This is a genomic window from Parasedimentitalea huanghaiensis, from assembly GCF_009753675.1.
Taxonomy (GTDB): Bacteria; Pseudomonadota; Alphaproteobacteria; order Rhodobacterales; family Rhodobacteraceae; genus Parasedimentitalea; species Parasedimentitalea huanghaiensis.
This window is the reverse complement of sequence record NZ_WQLV01000001.1, coordinates 122,166-141,331: the sequence shown is the minus strand read 5'-3', so window position 1 is coordinate 141,331 and position 19,166 is coordinate 122,166. Positions and strand designations below refer to the sequence as shown.

The window sequence follows — 19,166 nt, the reverse complement described above, 5'->3', positions numbered from 1 at the left end:
TACATCAACTTCCCAATGACCACCAACCGCGGCGCTTAGGCTTGGGGGGCTCCTCCGGTTCAGGAGCAACTTGTTCTGCTGCGACCAGGACCGGCTCGGCCTCACGCTGGGTCTCAGTTGGTTCAGAAACAGGTTCTGCTTCAACTGGCTCAGTCACCTCAGGTTCAATGGCAGTTTCCTCTACAGCCAGTTCAGGCGTAGCTGGTTCTTTGACTTCCTCAACAGGCCCAGCAACAGCTTCGGTGGTTGCTTGATCTTCTGAACTGGCAACAGGCTCGACCACTGGTTCTGCCTGATCAGTCGGTTCTGCAGCAACTGCTATTTCCTCTGAAGCCTCAGGTGCCACCGACGATGGCGTATCTACGTCGGCTGTCTCGGGCTCTGAAACCACTGGGGTAACTTGCTCAACATCGCTGCTTTCGACCTTAACTTCAGTCTCGGCCTGAGCCTCTGATGTAACAGTGTCTGGGCTTTCTGTGACTTTGGTTTTGGGCTTACCACCGCGAGAGCGAGAACGAGACCGCGTGCGTTTGGCTGGCTTCTTCTCTTCGCCCTCTACCGGTTCCGCATCTGTCGCCGCATCTGCATCTGCTACGGCATCAGATTCGGCCTGTGGCTTCGATTCAACTTCCGCATCAGTCGAATTGGCATCAGAGCCATTTTCTGCAGCATCCGATTTGCCCGAGCGACGACGACGACGACGACGCTTACGCTTGGGTTTAACGTCCTCTTCAGAAGGTTCAGTCTCGTCAGCAGCGCCGGTGCTTTCAACAACCGCTTCTTCGTCATTGGTGGTTTCGGCCTCGTCGGCATCCACCTGATCCATCAACGATGTATCAACTGAAACCACTGGGGCTGCAGCAACCGGTACTGCACGGGTGGCTGTCTTGAGTTTTTCCAGTGTAAAGTCAGGGCTCACCAAATGCGGGTCGCCTTCAATCCGGACCGACAACCCATAGCGGGCTTCGATCTGGGCAATATGCTCCCGCTTTTGGTTCATCAAGAAGTTAGCAATGCTGACAGGGCAGCGCACCAGTACTTCGCGTGAGCGACCACGGGTGCCTTCTTCTTCGATCTGACGCAAAATGGTCAACGCCATGTTGTCATCCGAACGGATCAACCCAGTACCATGGCACGATGGGCACGGCTGTGTGGTGGCCTCCAGCATGCCAGGGCGCAGACGCTGTCGGCTCATCTCCATCAGGCCAAAGCCCGAGATGCGACCAATTTGAATGCGCGCACGATCTGTTTTCAGCTTGTCTTTGATGCGTTTTTCAACAGCAGCGTTGTTCTTACGCTCATCCATGTCGATGAAATCGATGACAATCAGACCAGCCAAGTCACGCAGGCGCAACTGGCGAGCTACCTCTTCGGCAGCCTCTAGGTTGGTCTTTGTCGCGGTGTCTTCGATCGAGCCTTCTTTGGTGGCCCGACCCGAGTTCACGTCGATGGCAACCAATGCCTCGGTGACGTCGATCACGATATAGCCGCCAGACTTCAGCTGGACGGTTGGATTGAACATGCCACCCAGATAGCTTTCGACCTGATAACGGGCAAACAGTGGCAGAGTTTCATTGTACCGTTTTACGTTCTTGGCGTGCGACGGCATGATCATTTTCATGAAGTCTTTGGCAATGCGATAGCCGCGCTCACCTTCGACGAACACCTCATCGATCTCGCGGTTATAGAGATCTCGGATCGACCGTTTAATCAGGTCGCCCTCTTCATAGATCTTGGCAGGTGCGATAGATTTCAGTGTCAGCTCGCGGATTTGCTCCCACAACCGCTGCAGATATTCATAGTCGCGCTTGATTTCAGCCTTGGTGCGCTTAGCACCCGCGGTGCGCACGATTAGGCCAGCGCCCTGAGGCACATCAATTTCGTGAGCAATTTCTTTCAGTTTCTTGCGGTCAGCAGCATTGGTAATTTTACGTGAAATACCACCACCACGAGCAGTGTTGGGCATCAAGACACAATACCGTCCAGCAAGAGACAGGTAGGTGGTCAGCGCCGCACCTTTGTTACCGCGTTCTTCTTTAACGACCTGCACAAGCAAGATCTGACGGACTTTGATGACTTCTTGAATTTTGTAACGACGAGGACGTGGCTTGCGACGCGGACGGATGTCTTCGCTGTCATCCTCTTCCGCAACAGATTCAATAGAACTGTCTTTGGAGGTCGCATCAGCGCGTTGTTCTTCGGCGTCTGGCTCTTCACTGCCCGGCTCTTTGGCTTCAGCGGCCTTTTCCTCAGCAGGATCGGCTTCTGTTGCAATGGCAACGGCTTCAGCAATGGCTTCAGCAACCGTTGTCGTTGCGGCCTGTTCCTCTACAGCCTCATCCGAATTAACTGGGGTCTCTACAGAATCCTCTACTTCAGCAGGAGCAGAAGCTACTTCGGTAGGCTCCGCGTCCGCTGCAACGGCCTCAGCATCCGGATTGACCTCTTCAGCCGCACTTTCGGGCTGATCATCAACAGGCTCTTCCACTGGCGTTTCAGCAACGGTCTCCATCGGAGAGCTGCCTTCGTTTGCGCCAAGTACATCTACAGTACTTGCTTCGCCTTCATCACTAAGGTCGATAGTCTCCATGCCCGAAATTTCGGGAGTGGCCGTCTCAACTTCCTTTGTTTCAACCGCATCCTTGGATTTGACACCTTCAGCCTTAGTACGGCTGCGAGACCGCGAACGACGGGGCTTGGAAGGCTTGCTCTCTTCCTCATCATCCTTGGCGCGCATTTGCTCAGCATAGGCGCGCTCTTCTTCCATTAGGGCTTCACGGTCGGCGACCGGAATTTGATAGTAGTCAGGATGTATTTCCGAGAACGCCAGAAAACCATGGCGATTACCGCCATAGTCAACAAATGCCGCCTGCAGAGAGGGTTCAACCCGTGTTACTTTTGCCAGATAGATATTGCCAGCGAGCTGGCGTCTATTTTCAGATTCAAAGTCGAACTCCTCAACTTTGTTTCCGTCGACCACCACGACGCGGGTCTCTTCCGCGTGGGTGGCATCAATAAGCATCTTCTTTGCCATGTTTCCTTGGTGCACCATGCCTGCGCGCGCAGGCTCCGGCCGTTGCCGGGGGGAGCTGCGCGTTTTGGGTGGTGTCTTGTCAGGGCGATATTAGACGGCGCGCGACAGGACATGGTCGCGGAAAATGTTCCCGTCGGTCCTGTCTCTGTGCTCAGTTTGTGCGCGCGCGTCATCGCGGTTCTTCTCCGACAGGTGGGGGTATCCCGAACCCTGCCCATTTCTGCCTGCCCCGAAATCGGCCCGGTGCAGGCGCTAAACTACCCCGGGATCCGGGGCTAATCGATCTGCCTGTGCCTTCTCGGGTCATGCCGGACAAAAACACAGAGCAGCGAAACTCATCTGAACGGAAGACGCCCACATTGGCGTCAGTCCCGTTTCACCAGCATAAGGCCTGTGGATAGGTAATGACAATGGGCATCTTTATCAGTCCCAATGTAAATCACCTTACTGGGCAAACAATTCTGCCTAAAGGTTAAGAGTACGATAGCTTTTAGGCTTTCTCACTCTCCACTCACCGCAGTGAGGCGCGCTGAACATTGCTGGCCCCTGTGGATAGATTCACTCAAAGGTAGTCAGATCGCTGTAGACCATACTTAGCCATCTTTTCGTTCAATGTTCGCCGCGGCAAACATAACTCCTCCATCACCGAAGCGATCGACCCCTTGTGCCGACGCATGGTGTTATCAATGAGCATACGTTCAAATGCTTCGACATATTCCTTGAGCGGCTTGCCTTCCGTGGTCATCACCGGCTGCATTTCTTCATGATCTGACATCAAAAGAGAGGCAATCGTTCCAGAGCCGCGTCGCGCCTGCAGCACTGCCCGCTCTGCAATGTTGATCAACTGGCGCACATTGCCGGGCCATGGCGCCTGCAACAGTTGCGCAGCCTCTTGGGCAGAAACTTGTGGCGCGTCACAGCCGTATTCCTCAGCGAACTGTTCGGACAATCGCGTAAATAGTGCCAAAATGTCCTCGCCACGTTGCCGCAAAGGCGGCACGGTGACCCGCAGCGCAGCCAAACGATAGAACAGATCAGAACGCAACGCGTCTTCACAGGTTTTGCCAACTTCTTGCAGGTTCGAAATCGCTACAATACGTGTCTCGCTTGGGGTGCCTTGCTCATTGATCACCCCCAACAACTTGGCCTGTAGTGTTTCAGTCAGGGCATCGATATCTTCAAGTACAAGGGTACCGCCACGCGCCTCCTCGATTGCAGGAAGTTGCGCATCTTCGGGCATCATCGGTCCAAACAACCGCCGAGACAGAGCGTCTTCCTCTAGCGCAGCACAGCTGACCAGTACAAATTTCTTACCTGCCCGGCTTCCCACCGCGTGCAACGCATGGGCCACCAAGGTCTTGCCAGTTCCGGTTTCACCGTCAACCAGCACATGCCCATCGGCTTGGCCAAGATCCAGAATGTCCTCTTTCAGACGCTCCATGACAGGGCTTGCACCGATTAATTTCTTCATAATTTGAGAGCCATCAGACAGCTCGCGCCGCAAAACCCGGTTGTCCAACACCAAACGCCGTGCGCCAGTCGCACGCTTGGCCAATTCTGACATACGGTCAGGATTAAAGGGTTTTTCGAGAAAATCAAAAGCTCCGACCCGCATCGCTTCGACCGCCATGGGTACATCACCGTGACCGGTGATCATAATTACCGGCAGAGCACTGTCACTGCCCATCAGCTTTTTTAGAAATTGCATCCCATCCATGCCGGGCATCTTAATATCGGAAATCACAATGCCAGGATAATCTGCGCCCAAGACCTTCAATGCGTCTTCAGCACTTGCAAAAGTTTCAGTATCATAGCCCGACAGCGCCAGCCATTGGCTGATCGATTGACGCATATCCTGCTCATCATCAACAATCGCAATTTTCATGGCCTGTGCCATATAGCATCCTCTCTCAAATACACGCCGCGCTTATTCAGCGGCTTCAATCCCATCCACCAGGATTGGCAACTGCATTTCAAACACCGCACCGCCATTTTCACCGTTGCGAGCTGTCAGCCGTCCCCCCAGGTCGTTTACGATACCGGACGAGATAGCAAGCCCAAGTCCGACTCCGTCTCCGGGTTGCTTGGTGGTATAGAAGGGCTCGAAGAGTTCCCCAAAATCCTTGATTCCCACACCGTTATCACGCACCGCAAGTATGGCAGTTTCACCTGCTGCCAAAATGATTTCAACTTCAGGATCCGGTACTGATTTGGTGGCATCCAGTGCATTTCGCAAGAGGTTTACCATAACCTGCTCGATACGCATTCTATCGCCCATCACAAAAACCGGATCATCGGGTAAAACGCGGGCGATTCTGACATGTCGCTGGCGCAACTGGGGTTCCATCATTGACAGGCTGGAAGCCAGTGCATCGCCCATGTTTACAGGGCTAAAACTATCGCCCCCCTTGCGCGCATACGATTTCAGCTGGCGGGTGATCGCGCCCATTCGTTCGATAAGGTCATCAATGCGTCCAAAGGACACCAATGCCTCCTCCGGCCGGTTGCGACCAAGTAGCAAACGCGCCCCGGCAAGATACGTTTTCATCGCTGCCAATGGCTGGTTCAATTCATGGCTCACAGCCGCGGACATTTCCCCCAGTGCAGCAAGTTTTGAACTTTGGGCGAGGCTCTGTTCTGCCACTTCCAGCGTTTTTTGCACCCGCTCCCGCTCGGCGACTTCCCGCCTCAGCCTGGCATTCAATACGCGAAGCTCCGCCGATTCCCGCTGGAATAGCGCCATGCGCAGCGCTGTTTTGCGACTCAAGGCATAAAACGCCAGAGCTAAAAGAATGGCGAATCCCATGATTTCAAGAGCAAGAACCGTGTTGACCCGCTCACGAACAGAAACATAAGTGGTATAGGATGTCATCCGCCAGCCTCGAAAAGGAATGCGGTTTGCCATGCGCATCACCGCCTCACCCTGCAAGTAGGTATCGGCCGATAACGCCGTCCAATCTGCGGTGGCCCGGATTGCACGTTGGATTGCGCCCTGAGGTGTTTGCTGTCTAAGAGCGTCTTCTTCGCTCAAACCCCGCCAGCGGGATTCTGTTGCCAGCACGATTGTTCCTGTGCTGTCGGTCACCATCACCGCATCAGAGATGCCAGACCAGGCATGTTCAAATTTCTGCAGGTCGACCTCAACAACGATGACCCCCAACACGTCTGAAGTATCTTCCAGACGGCGTGAATAACTGAACCGGTATCCCCCCGCCTCACGCTCGATCACCGTGAACACAGTCGCATTGGAACGTATCGCATCGACAAAATATGGGGCGTTGCGATGCAGTTCACCCAACCGATTGCGATCAGTGGCCGCTACGGTTCGCCCATCATGAGCAAGGAGCATAATGGAAGCCGCGCCAATTTCATCGACAAATGAAATCAGGCGTTGGGTCGACAAAGAAAAATCGCTGGACTGCAACGCTGAAATCAACGTCTGATCGCGCGCCAACAACTGTGGCACGATGGCGTTCTGGCGCAATTCGCTCAGCAGATTGCCGGAATATAGTGCGAGCCGAAGTTCAGCTCGGTTTTGGGTGCTCTGCGTGAACCGGTTGGTCAACAGACGATTGGTTTGCCAGACTGTAACTGCAACCACAGCCAACAAAACCACCAGTCCCAAACGCACCTTCCAGGAGAACGTTTTGGAAGGCTTGGCGAGCGTTGTCTGTGGGGAGGTGTCATGCGGGGCGATCATAGCTCAAATCTACGCTCGCCGCCCCGGCACCACAAGTCACGCTGTAGCGACAATACCCATCAATGCGCGGAACACTGCCACCCCGTCGGTGCCGCCGTGGCCTTCATCCGCCGCCCGTTCAGGGTGAGGCATCATGCCCAGCACCTTACGGTTTTCCGACAGAATTCCCGCAATATCGGCAATAGAACCATTGGGATTGTCAGCATAGGTAAAGGCAACCCGATCCTGATCCTGCAACTGGGCCACAGTGTCAGCATCAGCAAAGTAATTGCCGTCGTGGTGGGCAATCGGAATGCCGATCACATCGCCAGCATTATACCCTTCGGTAAAGACACTGTCAGAGGTTGCTACTTTCAGATCAACCGTACGGCAGATGTATTTTAGCCCGGCATTGCGAAGCAAGGCGCCAGGCAGAACGCCTGTTTCAGTTAGCACCTGAAACCCATTGCAAACGCCAAGAGCATAGCCGCCACGGTTGGCATGTTCGACAACGGCCTTGCAAATCGGTGATTGCGCCGCGATGGCACCACAGCGCAGGTAGTCACCATAGGAGAACCCACCGGGGACACCAACAATGTCAACGCCTTCAGGCAATGCACTGTCTTTGTGCCAAACCATTGAGACGTCAAATCCCGCTTGCTCAAATGCTACCGCCAGATCGCGATCACAGTTTGATCCCGGAAAAACAACAACCGCCGCCTTCATCACAGCATCTCGATGCTGTAGGATTCGATCACTGTATTAGCGAGCAGCTTTTCGCACATATCAGTTACATCTGCTTCGCTGGAGCCTTCGGCTAGGGTCAGATCGATCACCTTGCCCTGGCGGACACCTTCGACCTTATCAAAGCCCATCGCCCCTAGGGCATGGCGCACAGCCTCCCCCTGTGGATCCAGAACCCCATTCTTCAGCATCACATGCACCCGTGCCTTCATTGCGTCGTTCCTCGATTGCGGTGTTTAAGAACCCCGCAGGGCTCTTTTTGCTAAAACATCAATAGTTCAACGCCCGCTTGGGGCGCTGAGGACTCAGTTAACCAGTGTTGGTTTGCCCATAGTCGGAGGGGTATTGGGCATGACGCCCAGTCTCCGCGCGACTTCTGAATAGGCATCGGTAAGGCTCCCCAAATCGCGGCGGAACACATCTTTGTCCAGCTTGCGTCCGGTTTCGATGTCCCACAGTCTGCAACTGTCAGGGCTAATCTCGTCGGCCAAAACCAAACGCTGGAAGTCACCATCAAAGACGCGACCAAACTCGATCTTGAAATCAATCAGCCGGATCCCAACTGCCAGCATGACGCCTGACATAAAATCATTCACCCGCAGCGTAAGGCTCAGGATATCTTCCATGTCCTGCTGACTGGCCCAGCCGAATGCAGCGATGTGTTCTTCGCTGACCAGCGGATCCCCTAAAGCATCATCCTTCAGGCAATACTCGACGATTGGTCGCGGCAGTTGAGTACCTTCATCAATGCCAAGTCGCTTGGACATAGAGCCTGCGGCATAGTTGCGCACGATGACTTCAAGCGGCACAATCTCGCAGCTGCGCACCAGTTGTTCGCGCATGTTCAAACGCTTCAGAAAGTGTGTTGGAACACCAATCTGGCCAAGGCCCACCATGAAGTATTCGCTCAGAAGGTTATTCAGAACCCCTTTGCCTTCAATGACGTCCTTTTTCTCAGCGTTAAAGGCTGTGGCATCGTCCTTGAAATACTGCACGATTGTGCCTGGTTCCGGACCTTCAAACAAAGTTTTGGCTTTGCCTTCGTAGATTTTCTTGCGACGCGCCATGGTCAGCCTTTCGAATAAGCCTGATGGGGATACCTGAATCCCGTTTGTGCCGCCCTCATAGACCAAGCCTGCCAATGCCGCAAGCAAACCGCGCACCCTTGCTCCAATGCGCAGCGGGGCTAATATCAAAACTATAAACGTTCACTCATCAAAAAGGTGCAACCGCATGACTACATTCGACGAACGTGAGCAAGCGTTTGAGGCAAAATTTGCCCACGACGAAGAAATGCAATTCAAGGCACAGGCCCGGTGCAATAGGATGTTAGGCCTATGGGCTGCTGCCAAAATGGGAAAATCAGGGGGCAAAGCCGAAGACTATGCAAGATCCATTGTTACAGCTGATATAGAAGAGGCGGATCACGAGGATGTTGTACGTAAAATGACCGCGGACCTTCAAGGGCGGGTCACATCTGATGAAATCCGCAAAAAACGCGCCGCATTTCTTCCCGACGCAAAAGAACAGATTCTATCAGAAGCCAGCTGATCCAAACTTGGATTACCGAGCCTGCATATCGGTTGGCCTTGACCGGCGCGACATTTTTTTCGATGGCGTTGAACTGAAACACCTTGCCCTTCGCGTTTCAAAGTCACGACGAGGATCTACCACTGTTGCAAGTGACGCCGTCTTTTTGGCATCGGTTGGTTACGATCTGCTGGAACAGAGCCGAATAGAAACAGGGCCTGATGGTTCTAGGCTGTTCTGCCGCTCTCAATGCTGCAGCCCTATCCTCTACTCCGTGCTACCTTAGCTCTGGACATGCTGTCCCATCAGCCATTGGAATGCTACAATTGCCGCAGCTACTGATTTGGGCTTGCGCCGGTTGTCCCTGGCAAAGGTATAAGATCATCGTCTGGACACCTGCATCAACAAGGATCCAAAGCTTGTTTTACCCCCTCCAATTTCTGCTTTACTTGGCTTCACCCGACACTGCAGAGAAGACCCGGTAGCGTAGCCTCATAAAGAAGATGAGCAGAATGGAATTGCCTTGGCGCGCGCTGCGTGACACAGGAAGGCCAAGATGATTGCGCTGCGCAGGCGATCTGGGGCTTTGCCCCAACTTTGACGGGATATCAAATATGACCAACACCTTTATCGAATTGCTCAACAGTAAGGATGTGCTGCTGGCCGATGGCGCCACGGGCACCAATCTGTTCAACATGGGCCTACAAGCAGGTGACGCCCCAGAACTGTGGAACGTTGATGAACCCGCCAAAATTCGAGCGCTCTACCAAGGGTCTGTCGATGCGGGTAGCGATCTGTTCCTGACCAATACTTTTGGCGGCACCACCTCACGGCTTAAACTGCACGACGCCCAAAGCCGTGTGCACGAACTGAACAAAGCGGGTGCCGAACTGGGCCGCGAAGTGGCTGATAAGGCAGGTCGTAAGATTGCCGTTGCAGGATCAGTCGGCCCAACCGGTGAGATCATGCAGCCCGTGGGCGAATTGAGCCACGCCCTGGCTGTTGAAATGTTCCACGAGCAGGCAGAGGGACTTAAAGCAGGCGGCGTTGATGTCTTATGGGTGGAAACCATTTCCGCCCCAGAAGAATTTCTTGCCGCTGCCGAGGCCTTTGCGCTGGCAGATATGCCCTGGTGTGGCACCATGAGCTTTGACACCGCAGGGCGCACTATGATGGGCGTGACCTCTGCAGCACTGGCCCAGTTGGTTGAAGACATCGACAATGCACCGTTGGCTTTTGGCGCGAATTGCGGCACCGGCGCCTCCGATATTTTGCGAACCGTTCTTGGCTTTGCTGCGCAGGGAACGGAGCGGGCGATTATTTCCAAGGGTAATGCCGGCATCCCAAAATATGTCGATGGCCACATTCATTATGATGGCACACCTGAATTGATGGGTGAGTATGCGGTGATGGCACGCAACAGTGGCGCCAAAATTATCGGCGGCTGCTGTGGCACCATGCCCGACCACCTGCGCGCTATGCGCGAAGCTCTTGATACCCAGCCGCGCGGCGAACGCCCCGCACTGGAGCAGATTGTCGAAGCGCTTGGCCCGTTTTCGTCGGCTAGTGATGGCACTGACGACGATGCTGCGCCTGTTCGCGAACGCCGCGGTCGCCGTCGCAGCTAAGGAAAAGATTGGCTGTCGCAGTGCCAGTGTGCTGCGACAGCTTTTACAAATCAATTGGCGGCGCTGCTGCAAGCAGCCTGATGTCGACAAACTCTCGGGTTATGGTCAACCAGGTTTACGTTCACATCTGAACATTCTAATCACACCTTTCATTGGACATTCTCACCACAGGCGGCGCAAAAACTGGCTTTGCCAGTTCTAAGCGGTTTGCCGCATATGGCGCATGGCGGCCCATATTGGCTTGCAACATGATGGAAAACAGCATTTGGATTGTTTTCTTGAAAACCTGTAAGCCTTTCATATCCTTTGCACAAAGCCAGCAACCCCTGTTGGCGAGACAAGCGCATGTTGTCGACCTCAAGCTGCAAGTGCCCCCATTCCTGATCAGTTAACATTGGGACGACTATTTCGCAGCGCCAACAGTACAAATTTATCGGCATCGTATTCCTAATATGATCTGTAATTTCATCTACACTAAGTATATCCCAATTGAAGACCGTCCGCGCATAGTTTCAACAGCTTACGAAATGGTCCAATGATCTACTTCTACAAGGCAATCAAAGAAGCGAAAGCTGATCGCCAACCTGTGCGGGTAAGGCAAACAAATCACTGCGCAATGCTGGCGTTTTTTCAAGCAGGCCTAGTCTTTTGCAAGCAGACTTAAAACGGTGACCGATCATCCGTGCATATTCCCCTTCGCCGCGCATCCGTTGCCCCCAGCGTGGGTCATAATCTCTGCCACCATGCATTTCACGCAATCGGGCCATCACCTTTGCTGCACGGCCAGGTTCGTGTTCGGCCAACCACTGTTGCCACAGCTCCGAGACCTCGCGTGGCAGGCGAAGCATAATCCAACTGGCAGCATCTGCCCCGGCAACAGCGCCCGCAGCCAGCAAGGCCTCAACTTCATGATCTGTTAGGCCGGGCACCACCGGCGCCACCATGATCCGGACTGGAATACCTGCATCACTCAATCGCTTGATTGCCGCCAAACGCCGCGCAGGCGTAGGCGCCCTTGGCTCCATGCGGCGCGATAAGCCTGGATCCAAAGTTGTCACTGAAATTCCAACTCGAACCAGCCCTTTGGCCGCCATCGGCGACAGAATATCAATGTCTCGTTCGATCATCGCACCCTTGGTCACAATAGCCACTGGATGATTGAAATCACTTAGAACCTCTAGACAGGCCCGCGTGACTTGTTGGGCCTTCTCAATCGGTTGGTAGGGATCAGTGTTGGTGCCCAATGCTAGTGTTGCGACACGGTAGCGCCTGGCGCGCAATTCATGTCGCAAAATATCAGCCGCATTGGGACGCGCCACCAGCTTGGTCTCAAAATCCAACCCTGGCGAAAGCCCAAGATACGCATGTGAGGGCCGTGCAAAACAATAAATACACCCATGTTCACACCCGCGATATGGATTGATCGAACGATCAAAGGGCAAATCCGGAGACCGGTTATAGCTAATGATGGAGCGTGCATCTTCAAGGCGTACCTCAGTTGGGACATGGGATGTTTCCACCTCTGGACACCACCCATCAACAACAGATTCGCGCTGCGGATCAAATCGCCCTGCCGTATTACTAAGGGCAGCACGTGCTTTATGAGTCTTTGAATTCGTCGTTCTATCGATTTGCATCCTTGCATACTGCAATAATGTTGAGAACAAATAAAGAACAAACCCGCAGAACTGAAGATCACCATGCGAATTCTTCATTATTATTCTGCTATTTTTGCGCCTATACGTCGGTACAAGCCATGGCAATGTCGCAATTATTGCAGTCCGCCAGCGGCCTTTTGGCGCAAATGAACTTAGAACACGGCCACACAGGGGCAGCCCCCCGCCTTAGTCAAGGAAGACACCCATGTCAGAAGAAGAAGACATCATCCTGGCAGAACTGGATGACGAAGAACTTGTCCAGCAGATGTTTGACGATCTCTATGATGGTCTGAAGGAAGAGATCGAAGAAGGTGTGAACATCCTGCTGTCGCGGGATTGGGAACCGTATACGGTCCTGACCGAAGCTTTGGTTGGAGGCATGACCATCGTCGGCGCGGACTTCCGCGATGGAATTCTATTTGTCCCCGAAGTTCTCTTGGCCGCCAACGCAATGAAGGGTGGCATGGCCATTCTTAAGCCCCTGCTGGCCGCGACGGGTGCGCCGCAGGTTGGCAAAATGGTGATTGGCACTGTCAAAGGCGACATTCACGATATTGGAAAGAACCTTGTTTCAATGATGATGGAAGGCGCGGGCTTTGAAGTAGTCGATCTGGGCATCAACAACCCAGTTGAGAACTATCTGGAAGCGCTGGAACGGGAAAAAGCCGATATTCTCGGGATGTCAGCCCTGCTCACCACCACAATGCCCTACATGAAGGTGGTGATCGACTCGCTGGTCGAACAAGGCATGCGCGACGACTATATTGTACTTGTCGGTGGCGCGCCTCTTAACGAGGAATTCGGCAAAGCCATTGGTGCTGATGCCTATTGCAGAGATGCAGCGGTTGCGGTTGAAACGGCCAAAGAATTTGTCGGCCGCAAACACAACCAGTTGAGCGCCTAAAATGGCCCGTCGGGGAAGAGCAGCCCGCCTGCAAGGCAGGGTCGCTCTTCGTCCGCCAAATGAAAATCAACTGGATGAGAGCAGCCTTACTGAACAGGGTTTGGCTGCTCCTAACCTCAAAACCGGCCGTATCCTGCTAATCGCCTGTGGTGCGCTAGCGCGTGAAATTCTGGACATTAAGTCCACTGGTCAATTCGACCACATTGACCTCACCTGCTTGCCAGCCAAATTACACCTTTACCCCGATCAAATTCCAACTGCGGTTGCTGCAGCGGTGATCAAACATCGCGCTCAGTACGAGCAAATTTTTGTAGTCTATGCCGACTGCGGCACCGGCGGCACACTGGCGCGCACCTGCAAAACACTGGGAGTCGAAATGGTTGCGGGGCCCCATTGCTACTCCTTCTTTGAAGGCAATGAGGGCTTTGGCCAACGAACGGACAATGGCGAAATCTCCGCGTTCTATCTCACGGACTTCCTGGTAAGACAATTTGACGCCTTCATCTGGCGGCCGATGGGGCTTGATAAAAACCCCGAACTACGTGAGATGATTTTTGGAAATTACACCACCTTAGTCTACCAGTCCCAGGTCAACGATCCAGACTTAGTGCTACGCGCACAACAGTGTGCCGAACGGTTGGGGCTTTCTTTTGAACATCGCCATACTGGTTACGGCGACCTGGAAACGACGCTGCACGGCTGGGCGGGATCCGCGTCTTCATCTAGCTGAAAGTATCCTGGGGGTGAATTGGCAGAAAGCCAAGAGGGGGCTAGCCCCCTTCCTCTCTACCCGTTCCAACCCAGAACTCACGCGGCCTGGGCTGTAACCTCGCGGATACGCTCGATCATGGCCCGTACTCCGTTTGAACGTTGCGCAGAGAGGTGATCGTTCAGCCCTAGACGACCCAATTCAGCATTGGCATCTACCCCAGCCACCTGTGCGACAGGCACCCCATTGTACAATGCACGCAACACAGCAATCAGCCCACGCACAATCATTGCATCACTGTCCCCATCAAAGGAAAATTCATCGCCTTTTACATTGGGGTGCAACCAAACCTGGCTGGCACAGCCATGAACCTTAGTGGCAGGCACCTTTAGCGCATCTTCGAGAGCAACCATAGCTTTGCCATAATCAATGACATAGCGATAGCGGTCTTCCCAATCGTCCAGGAATTCAAAATCTTCTACGATTTCCTCAAAAGCGGCGCTGGCCATGAATTCGGTCCGATCGTGTAGCGGGATTGTTAGACTTCGACCTATGCCGACACCAGTATTTTTTCAACCGCTTTTCATCGCGCGTGCAATAAGGTAATCCAATGCAAGGACAATTCAAACGGGCGGCATACATGCGCAAATCCATTGCAGTTTTTCTGGTCTCCGGAGTTACGCTCGCGAGCTGTAGCAGCTGGCAGGCTTCGCGGGTAAATCCCAGCAATTGGTTCGGCAGCTCACAAAGTGCAGAGGTCCCAGTCGGGACCAACGCAGAGCCAGTAAACCCTCTTATTCCGTCAACTGACAAAGTAGGCCTTTTTAGCAGGTCCGATGCGCCCGCAGCGGATCTCAGTGTTCAAATAGCAGGTGTGACGGGGCTGCAAGTTGAACAAACACCAACTGGGGCCATTGTTTATGCCACTGGGGTGGCCAGCCGTCAGGGGGCTTATGGCGTTAAATTGCGTCGCAACCTAGATGCAGACGACGCGACACTCGACTTCAGTTTCAGGGCTCTGTATCCCGCAGATCCAACAGCTGTGGGCAGTGAAGCTAGCCGCACACTCCGTGTTGCAGTTAGTTTGACACACCAGGATCTTGCCGGAGTTCGATTGATTCGGGTTACCAGTGACAGCAACGCACGCGAAGCGCGCCGTTAAAGCAGAGCCGGGTGTCATCTACAGGTAAGGGGTCGCCGTCAGGTAGAGATCGATTTTTTGCCTTTCCGACGCCGAACAAAAATGGCGCCATTTGGGCGCCATCTTAATTAGGAATTTCTCAGCCCGTTCAGAGCTCAACGACTCTAACGGACTGGCCTTTGGCCGCTAGGCCAATTTCACCACCACATAGCCGCAGTGCATCAGCTCCGAAAACTTCTAACCGCCAGCCAGACAGCGCTGGAACATCGCGTTGACCTGCTGCAATCGCATCCAAATCAGAACTCGGTGCGATCAGTTTAGCCGCAACACCAGCACTTTCAGTTTTGGATTTCAATAACACCCGCAATAGATCAGCCAGCGCCGGATTAACCTGTAGTTTTTCTTTGCTGCGATCAGGTTTGGGCATTTTGTCAGCAGGACAGTTCACCCCGCGAGCAACGGCTTCCAGGATACCTTCAGCTATCGCCCCACGCCGCGCTTCGCGCAAAAGCAATCGAGACCCACCCAAATCAGAACCTGTCTTTGGCTTGGTCGAAGCCAGTTCCACCAACGCATCATCTTTGAACACCCTGTTGCGTGGAACATTGTTGGTTTGGGCATAATCTTCGCGAAATGCAGCCAATTCACGGACAACTGCTAGAAACTTGGACGAATTGGTACGCGTTTTAATACGGCGCCAAGCATCTTGAGGCTGGATGTCATAGGTGGCTGGATTGGTCAGGACTTGCAGCTCTTCGGTCACCCAATGTGACCGGCCACTTTTCTCCAGTTCAGCCGCCAGGTATTCATAAACCGTCCTGAGGTGGGTCACATCCGCCAATGCGTAGTTTTTTTGTGCGTCGCTAAGTGGGCGACGAGACCAGTCAGTAAAGCGCGAACTTTTGTCGACCCCTTCTTTGACAATCTTACGCACCAGAGTTTCATAACCCGCCTGATCCCCAAAGCCACAGACCATGGCTGCCACTTGAGTATCGAACAATGGCTTAGGGAAAACCTTGGCTTCAACCCAGAAAATCTCAAGATCCTGCCGCGCAGCATGGAAGACCTTGACCACCGACTCATCACGAAACAGCTCATACAGAGGTTCCAACGACAAGCCCTCGGCCAGCGGATCAATCAGCACTGCATTCTCATCGCCCTGTCCGGGAAAGGCAACCTGCACCAGACACAGTTTGGAATAATATGTGCGTTCGCGCAGAAACTCGGTGTCCACCGTGACGTAGGGATGTTGTGCCGCGTCTTTACAAAAGGAGGCCAGCGCTTCGGTGGTGGTAAGAGTTTTCATAAATCGCGTCTTTTCTTAGCTTTTATGCGTTCCAACGGTGATACGCGCTTGTGGGGGGCATTGCAAACCGCGCCGCCAGTTGCGCAGTTTCAGCCCAGCAAAACTGGGGTGCGGTCATCAGCGGCGTAGCGGTGCAGGACCGCTGGGTAGAGTATGTGTTCTTGCTCCAAAACACGGGCTGCAAGTGTGTCTGGTGTATCGCCTGTCAGCACCGGCAAGCGTGCCTGTCCCAAAAGTGGACCATCATCCAGTACGGCTGTAACTTCGTGAACCGAACAGCCATGTTCTGCATCGCCCGCTTCAAGCGCGCGGGCATGGGTGTGCAATCCGGTGTATTTGGGCAGCAAAGACGGGTGGATATTGAGCATCTGGCCCTGAAACCGGCTAACAAAACCCGAGGTCAGCACCCGCATGAAGCCAGCCAAACAGACGATGTCGGCACCGGAATCGAGGATCGGTTTCACCAGCTCGGCCTCAAACGCCTGCCGGTCACCCTTGAACGGGCGGTGGTCGACAACGGCGGTGGCCACACCAGCCTCGGCGGCTTTCTTAAGCCCACCAGCGTCGGCATTGTTGGACAGCACCAGACAAGGACGCGCTGGATGATCGCCGGTCATACTATTTACCAGCGTCATCATGTTGGAACCGCCACCCGAAATCAGGATGGCGACCTTTTTGTGTCCGCTCACAGCAATTTGCCCGAATAGCGCATGCCTTCGCCTGCGGTGACAGTGCCAAGGCGCGAAACAGTTTCGCCTTCGGCACTCAGCAGCTCGGTCAGGGCGTCAGCCTTATCTGCCGAAACAGACAGGATCATGCCGATGCCGCAGTTGAATGTCTTCAGCATCTCGGATTCAGCGATACCGCCGGTCTTGGCCATCCACTGGAACACGCCGGGCAGTTCCCAGGCGTTCAGGTCGATGTCGGCGCCCAGATCATCGGGCAACACGCGCGGCAGGTTTTCGGTCAGGCCACCGCCAGTGATATGGGCCAGCGCATGCACGCCCCCTGCCCGCACAGCGGCCAGACAGGATTTTACGTACAGACGTGTTGGTGTCAGCAGAGCCTCGCCTAAGGATCCATCGGCAAAGGGGCAGTCATCATCCCAGCCCAGGCCCGAGACTTCGACCAGACGACGCACAAGAGAGTAGCCGTTGGAATGCACACCGTCCGAAGCCAGCCCCAGTAGCACATCACCTTCGGCCACGTCAGCAGGCAGCGCAGTGCCGCGCTCCATAGCTCCAACCGAGAAACCGGCCAGGTCAAAGTCACCTTTGGGATACATACCCGGCATTTCGGCGGTTTCGCCACCAATCAGTGCGCAGTTCGACCGCAGGCAGCCTTCGGCGATGCCTTCGATGATGCGTGCGGCTGTTTCCATCTCGAGCTTGCCAGTGGCAAAATAGTCCAGGAAGAACAGCGGTTCAGCACCCTGACAGACCAGATCGTTGACGCACATGGCGACCAGGTCGATGCCAACGCCGTCAACAACACCGGTGTCGATGGCAATCCGCAACTTAGTACCCACGCCATCGGTGGCTCCAACCAGGATCGGATCGCTGTAGCCTGCATCCTTGAGGTCGAACAGAGCGCCAAATCCACCCAGTCCGCTCATCACTCCCGAGCGGTTAGTGCGTTTGGCGGCCGGTTTGATCCGGTCTACCAGCGCGTTGCCTGCATCAATATCCACGCCTGCATCTGCATAGGTCAGGCCGTTTTTGCCAGTGGTCATCGCCGGGCTCCTTGGTATGAGTTGCGCAGCCTTTAACGCAACGTCCACAAGAATGAAATAAGCGATTCCGCCGCGCCCCAAAAACAAGGCGCGGCAGGTGTTTTTTTCGCCCTTTACAGGGCGTATTGCCAGGGAGCAGCCTGATAACGATAGGCATCGCCATCTCGATGCACACGGCCCAGTCCGGGGAAATCAATGTGTGCGCCGGTGACAAGCAGGTTGTCAGCCACGGCCTGGTCCATCATTTTACGGCGGGTTTCGGCAGTTTGGGCTGGGTCCATGTCATAGGCGATGGTCCAGTCTGGATGGGCAAACTGAAGCCCGGTCATATGGATAACATCGCCCCAGAACAGCAGCGAAGAATTGCCTGAGTTCAGCATAAAGCCGGTGTGACCGGGAGTGTGCCCTGGCAATGGCAGCGATGAGAACCCCGGTGCGACCTCTGCCTCGCCTTCGATCAGTTTCAGACGGTTTCTGTAGGGTGACGTGGTATTTCGGGCCATATGAAAGAACGGCTGATTGCCCTCTGGGACGCCTGCCAGAATGGCATCATCGTACCAAAAATCCCATTCTGCCTTGGCCACCGCCAGCTCTGCATTTTCAAAGACTGCGTTGCCCTCGGCATCAACCAGACCACCACTGTGATCTGGGTGCATGTGGGTCAACAGCACAGTGTCAATATCCGCAGGCTTCACACCGGCAGCGGCAAGCCCCGCCCCCAGGTTGCCCAACGTTGGCCCCATCAGTTGCGCAGTGCCCGCATCAATCAGCGTCAAGCGATCACCGGTGTTGACCAAGTAGCCGTTCACCGGAATTCGCACCGCATCATTTACTGTTGATTGCATATTCCGCGCCATTGCTGTGGCCGCTTTGTCCGCGTCATATCCAGATATGAGTTGGGTCCCCAGATCAATGTGACCGTCCAACAACGCGGTGACCTCAGCATCCCCGACAGTAAAGCGATAGACTCCAGGGACCTGTTGGCCAGCTTTGGGGGCTGATGCGCTTGCCTGCCTGGCAGTCGCGGGAAAAATCGCGGCGGCAGCCGGCAGTGCAGCCGCGCCTTGCAAAAAATGTCTACGGTTGATTGTCATAATAGGC

Annotated in this window: 17 protein-coding genes; 5 read left to right on the top strand and 12 right to left on the bottom strand. The window is 54.3% G+C overall.

Annotated features, from left to right (window positions below; genetic code table 11):
* Positions 1 to 4: 4 nt before the first annotated feature.
* The 6 genes from GO984_RS00670 to purC form a co-directional block, all read right to left on the bottom strand.
* A complete protein-coding gene (locus GO984_RS00670; RefSeq protein WP_157020678.1) occupies positions 5 to 3,034 on the bottom strand; it encodes an Rne/Rng family ribonuclease in 3,030 nt (1,009 codons plus the stop codon).
* A 562-nt stretch (positions 3,035 to 3,596) separates the two neighbouring features.
* On the bottom strand, positions 3,597 to 4,931 hold the full coding sequence (locus tag GO984_RS00665; protein WP_157020677.1) for a sigma-54-dependent transcriptional regulator: 1,335 nt from the start codon (positions 4,929 to 4,931) through the stop codon (positions 3,597 to 3,599).
* Between the two features lie 30 nt (positions 4,932 to 4,961).
* Positions 4,962 to 6,734 (bottom strand): sensor histidine kinase, encoded by a 1,773-nt coding sequence (locus tag GO984_RS00660; protein ID WP_157020676.1) that lies wholly within the window; start codon positions 6,732 to 6,734, stop codon positions 4,962 to 4,964.
* Positions 6,735 to 6,770: 36 nt separating this feature from the next.
* Positions 6,771 to 7,439 carry a phosphoribosylformylglycinamidine synthase subunit PurQ gene (gene purQ / locus GO984_RS00655; protein WP_157020675.1) on the bottom strand — a complete coding sequence of 223 codons (669 nt, stop codon included), beginning with the start codon at positions 7,437 to 7,439 and terminating at the stop codon, positions 6,771 to 6,773.
* Positions 7,439 to 7,669, bottom strand: a complete 231-nt coding sequence (gene purS, locus GO984_RS00650) for a phosphoribosylformylglycinamidine synthase subunit PurS (protein ID WP_157020674.1) — start codon at positions 7,667 to 7,669, stop codon at positions 7,439 to 7,441. The genes purQ and purS overlap by 1 nt, the downstream gene beginning before the upstream one ends.
* Positions 7,670 to 7,762: 93 nt before the next feature.
* On the bottom strand, positions 7,763 to 8,524 hold the full coding sequence (gene purC, locus GO984_RS00645) for a phosphoribosylaminoimidazolesuccinocarboxamide synthase (protein WP_157021173.1): 762 nt from the start codon (positions 8,522 to 8,524) through the stop codon (positions 7,763 to 7,765).
* A 166-nt stretch (positions 8,525 to 8,690) separates the two neighbouring features.
* Between purC and GO984_RS00640 the strand changes: the two genes are divergently transcribed.
* Together GO984_RS00640 and bmt are read left to right on the top strand one after the other, a co-directional pair.
* Entirely contained in the window at positions 8,691 to 9,008 is a 318-nt protein-coding gene (locus tag GO984_RS00640) for a DUF1476 domain-containing protein (RefSeq protein WP_157020673.1), read from the top strand.
* A gap of 593 nt (positions 9,009 to 9,601) precedes the next feature.
* The gene (gene bmt, locus GO984_RS00635; RefSeq protein WP_157020672.1) at positions 9,602 to 10,615 is read left to right on the top strand and encodes a betaine--homocysteine S-methyltransferase; all 1,014 of its coding nucleotides are present in this window, start codon (positions 9,602 to 9,604) and stop codon (positions 10,613 to 10,615) included.
* A 557-nt stretch (positions 10,616 to 11,172) separates the two neighbouring features.
* Here bmt and GO984_RS00630 read toward each other — a convergent pair.
* Positions 11,173 to 12,252, bottom strand: a complete 1,080-nt coding sequence (locus tag GO984_RS00630; RefSeq protein WP_157021172.1) for a PA0069 family radical SAM protein — start codon at positions 12,250 to 12,252, stop codon at positions 11,173 to 11,175.
* A 226-nt stretch (positions 12,253 to 12,478) separates the two neighbouring features.
* Between GO984_RS00630 and GO984_RS00625 the strand changes: the two genes are divergently transcribed.
* Both GO984_RS00625 and GO984_RS00620 read left to right on the top strand, forming a co-directional pair.
* Positions 12,479 to 13,177 carry a corrinoid protein gene (locus GO984_RS00625; protein WP_157020671.1) on the top strand — a complete coding sequence of 233 codons (699 nt, stop codon included), beginning with the start codon at positions 12,479 to 12,481 and terminating at the stop codon, positions 13,175 to 13,177.
* A 1-nt stretch (position 13,178) separates the two neighbouring features.
* A complete protein-coding gene (locus GO984_RS00620; protein ID WP_157020670.1) occupies positions 13,179 to 13,907 on the top strand; it encodes a DUF1638 domain-containing protein in 729 nt (242 codons plus the stop codon).
* A gap of 77 nt (positions 13,908 to 13,984) precedes the next feature.
* Here the strand turns inward: GO984_RS00620 and GO984_RS00615 are convergent, their stop codons facing one another.
* The gene (locus tag GO984_RS00615) at positions 13,985 to 14,395 is read right to left on the bottom strand and encodes a SufE family protein (RefSeq protein WP_157020669.1); all 411 of its coding nucleotides are present in this window, start codon (positions 14,393 to 14,395) and stop codon (positions 13,985 to 13,987) included.
* A 131-nt stretch (positions 14,396 to 14,526) separates the two neighbouring features.
* Between GO984_RS00615 and GO984_RS00610 the strand changes: the two genes are divergently transcribed.
* The gene (locus tag GO984_RS00610) at positions 14,527 to 15,048 is read left to right on the top strand and encodes a hypothetical protein (protein WP_157020668.1); all 522 of its coding nucleotides are present in this window, start codon (positions 14,527 to 14,529) and stop codon (positions 15,046 to 15,048) included.
* A 127-nt stretch (positions 15,049 to 15,175) separates the two neighbouring features.
* Here the strand turns inward: GO984_RS00610 and rnd are convergent, their stop codons facing one another.
* The 4 genes from rnd to GO984_RS00590 form a co-directional block, all read right to left on the bottom strand.
* Positions 15,176 to 16,333, bottom strand: a complete 1,158-nt coding sequence (rnd, locus tag GO984_RS00605) for a ribonuclease D (protein ID WP_157020667.1) — start codon at positions 16,331 to 16,333, stop codon at positions 15,176 to 15,178.
* Between the two features lie 89 nt (positions 16,334 to 16,422).
* Positions 16,423 to 17,022, bottom strand: coding sequence for a phosphoribosylglycinamide formyltransferase (gene purN, locus GO984_RS00600; protein WP_167740165.1), 600 nt, complete (start codon positions 17,020 to 17,022; stop codon positions 16,423 to 16,425).
* On the bottom strand, positions 17,019 to 18,065 hold the full coding sequence (purM, locus tag GO984_RS00595; protein WP_157020666.1) for a phosphoribosylformylglycinamidine cyclo-ligase: 1,047 nt from the start codon (positions 18,063 to 18,065) through the stop codon (positions 17,019 to 17,021). The genes purN and purM overlap by 4 nt, the downstream gene beginning before the upstream one ends.
* Before the next feature lie 113 nt (positions 18,066 to 18,178).
* Positions 18,179 to 19,159 carry an MBL fold metallo-hydrolase gene (locus tag GO984_RS00590; RefSeq protein WP_157020665.1) on the bottom strand — a complete coding sequence of 327 codons (981 nt, stop codon included), beginning with the start codon at positions 19,157 to 19,159 and terminating at the stop codon, positions 18,179 to 18,181.
* Positions 19,160 to 19,166 lie beyond the last annotated feature (7 nt).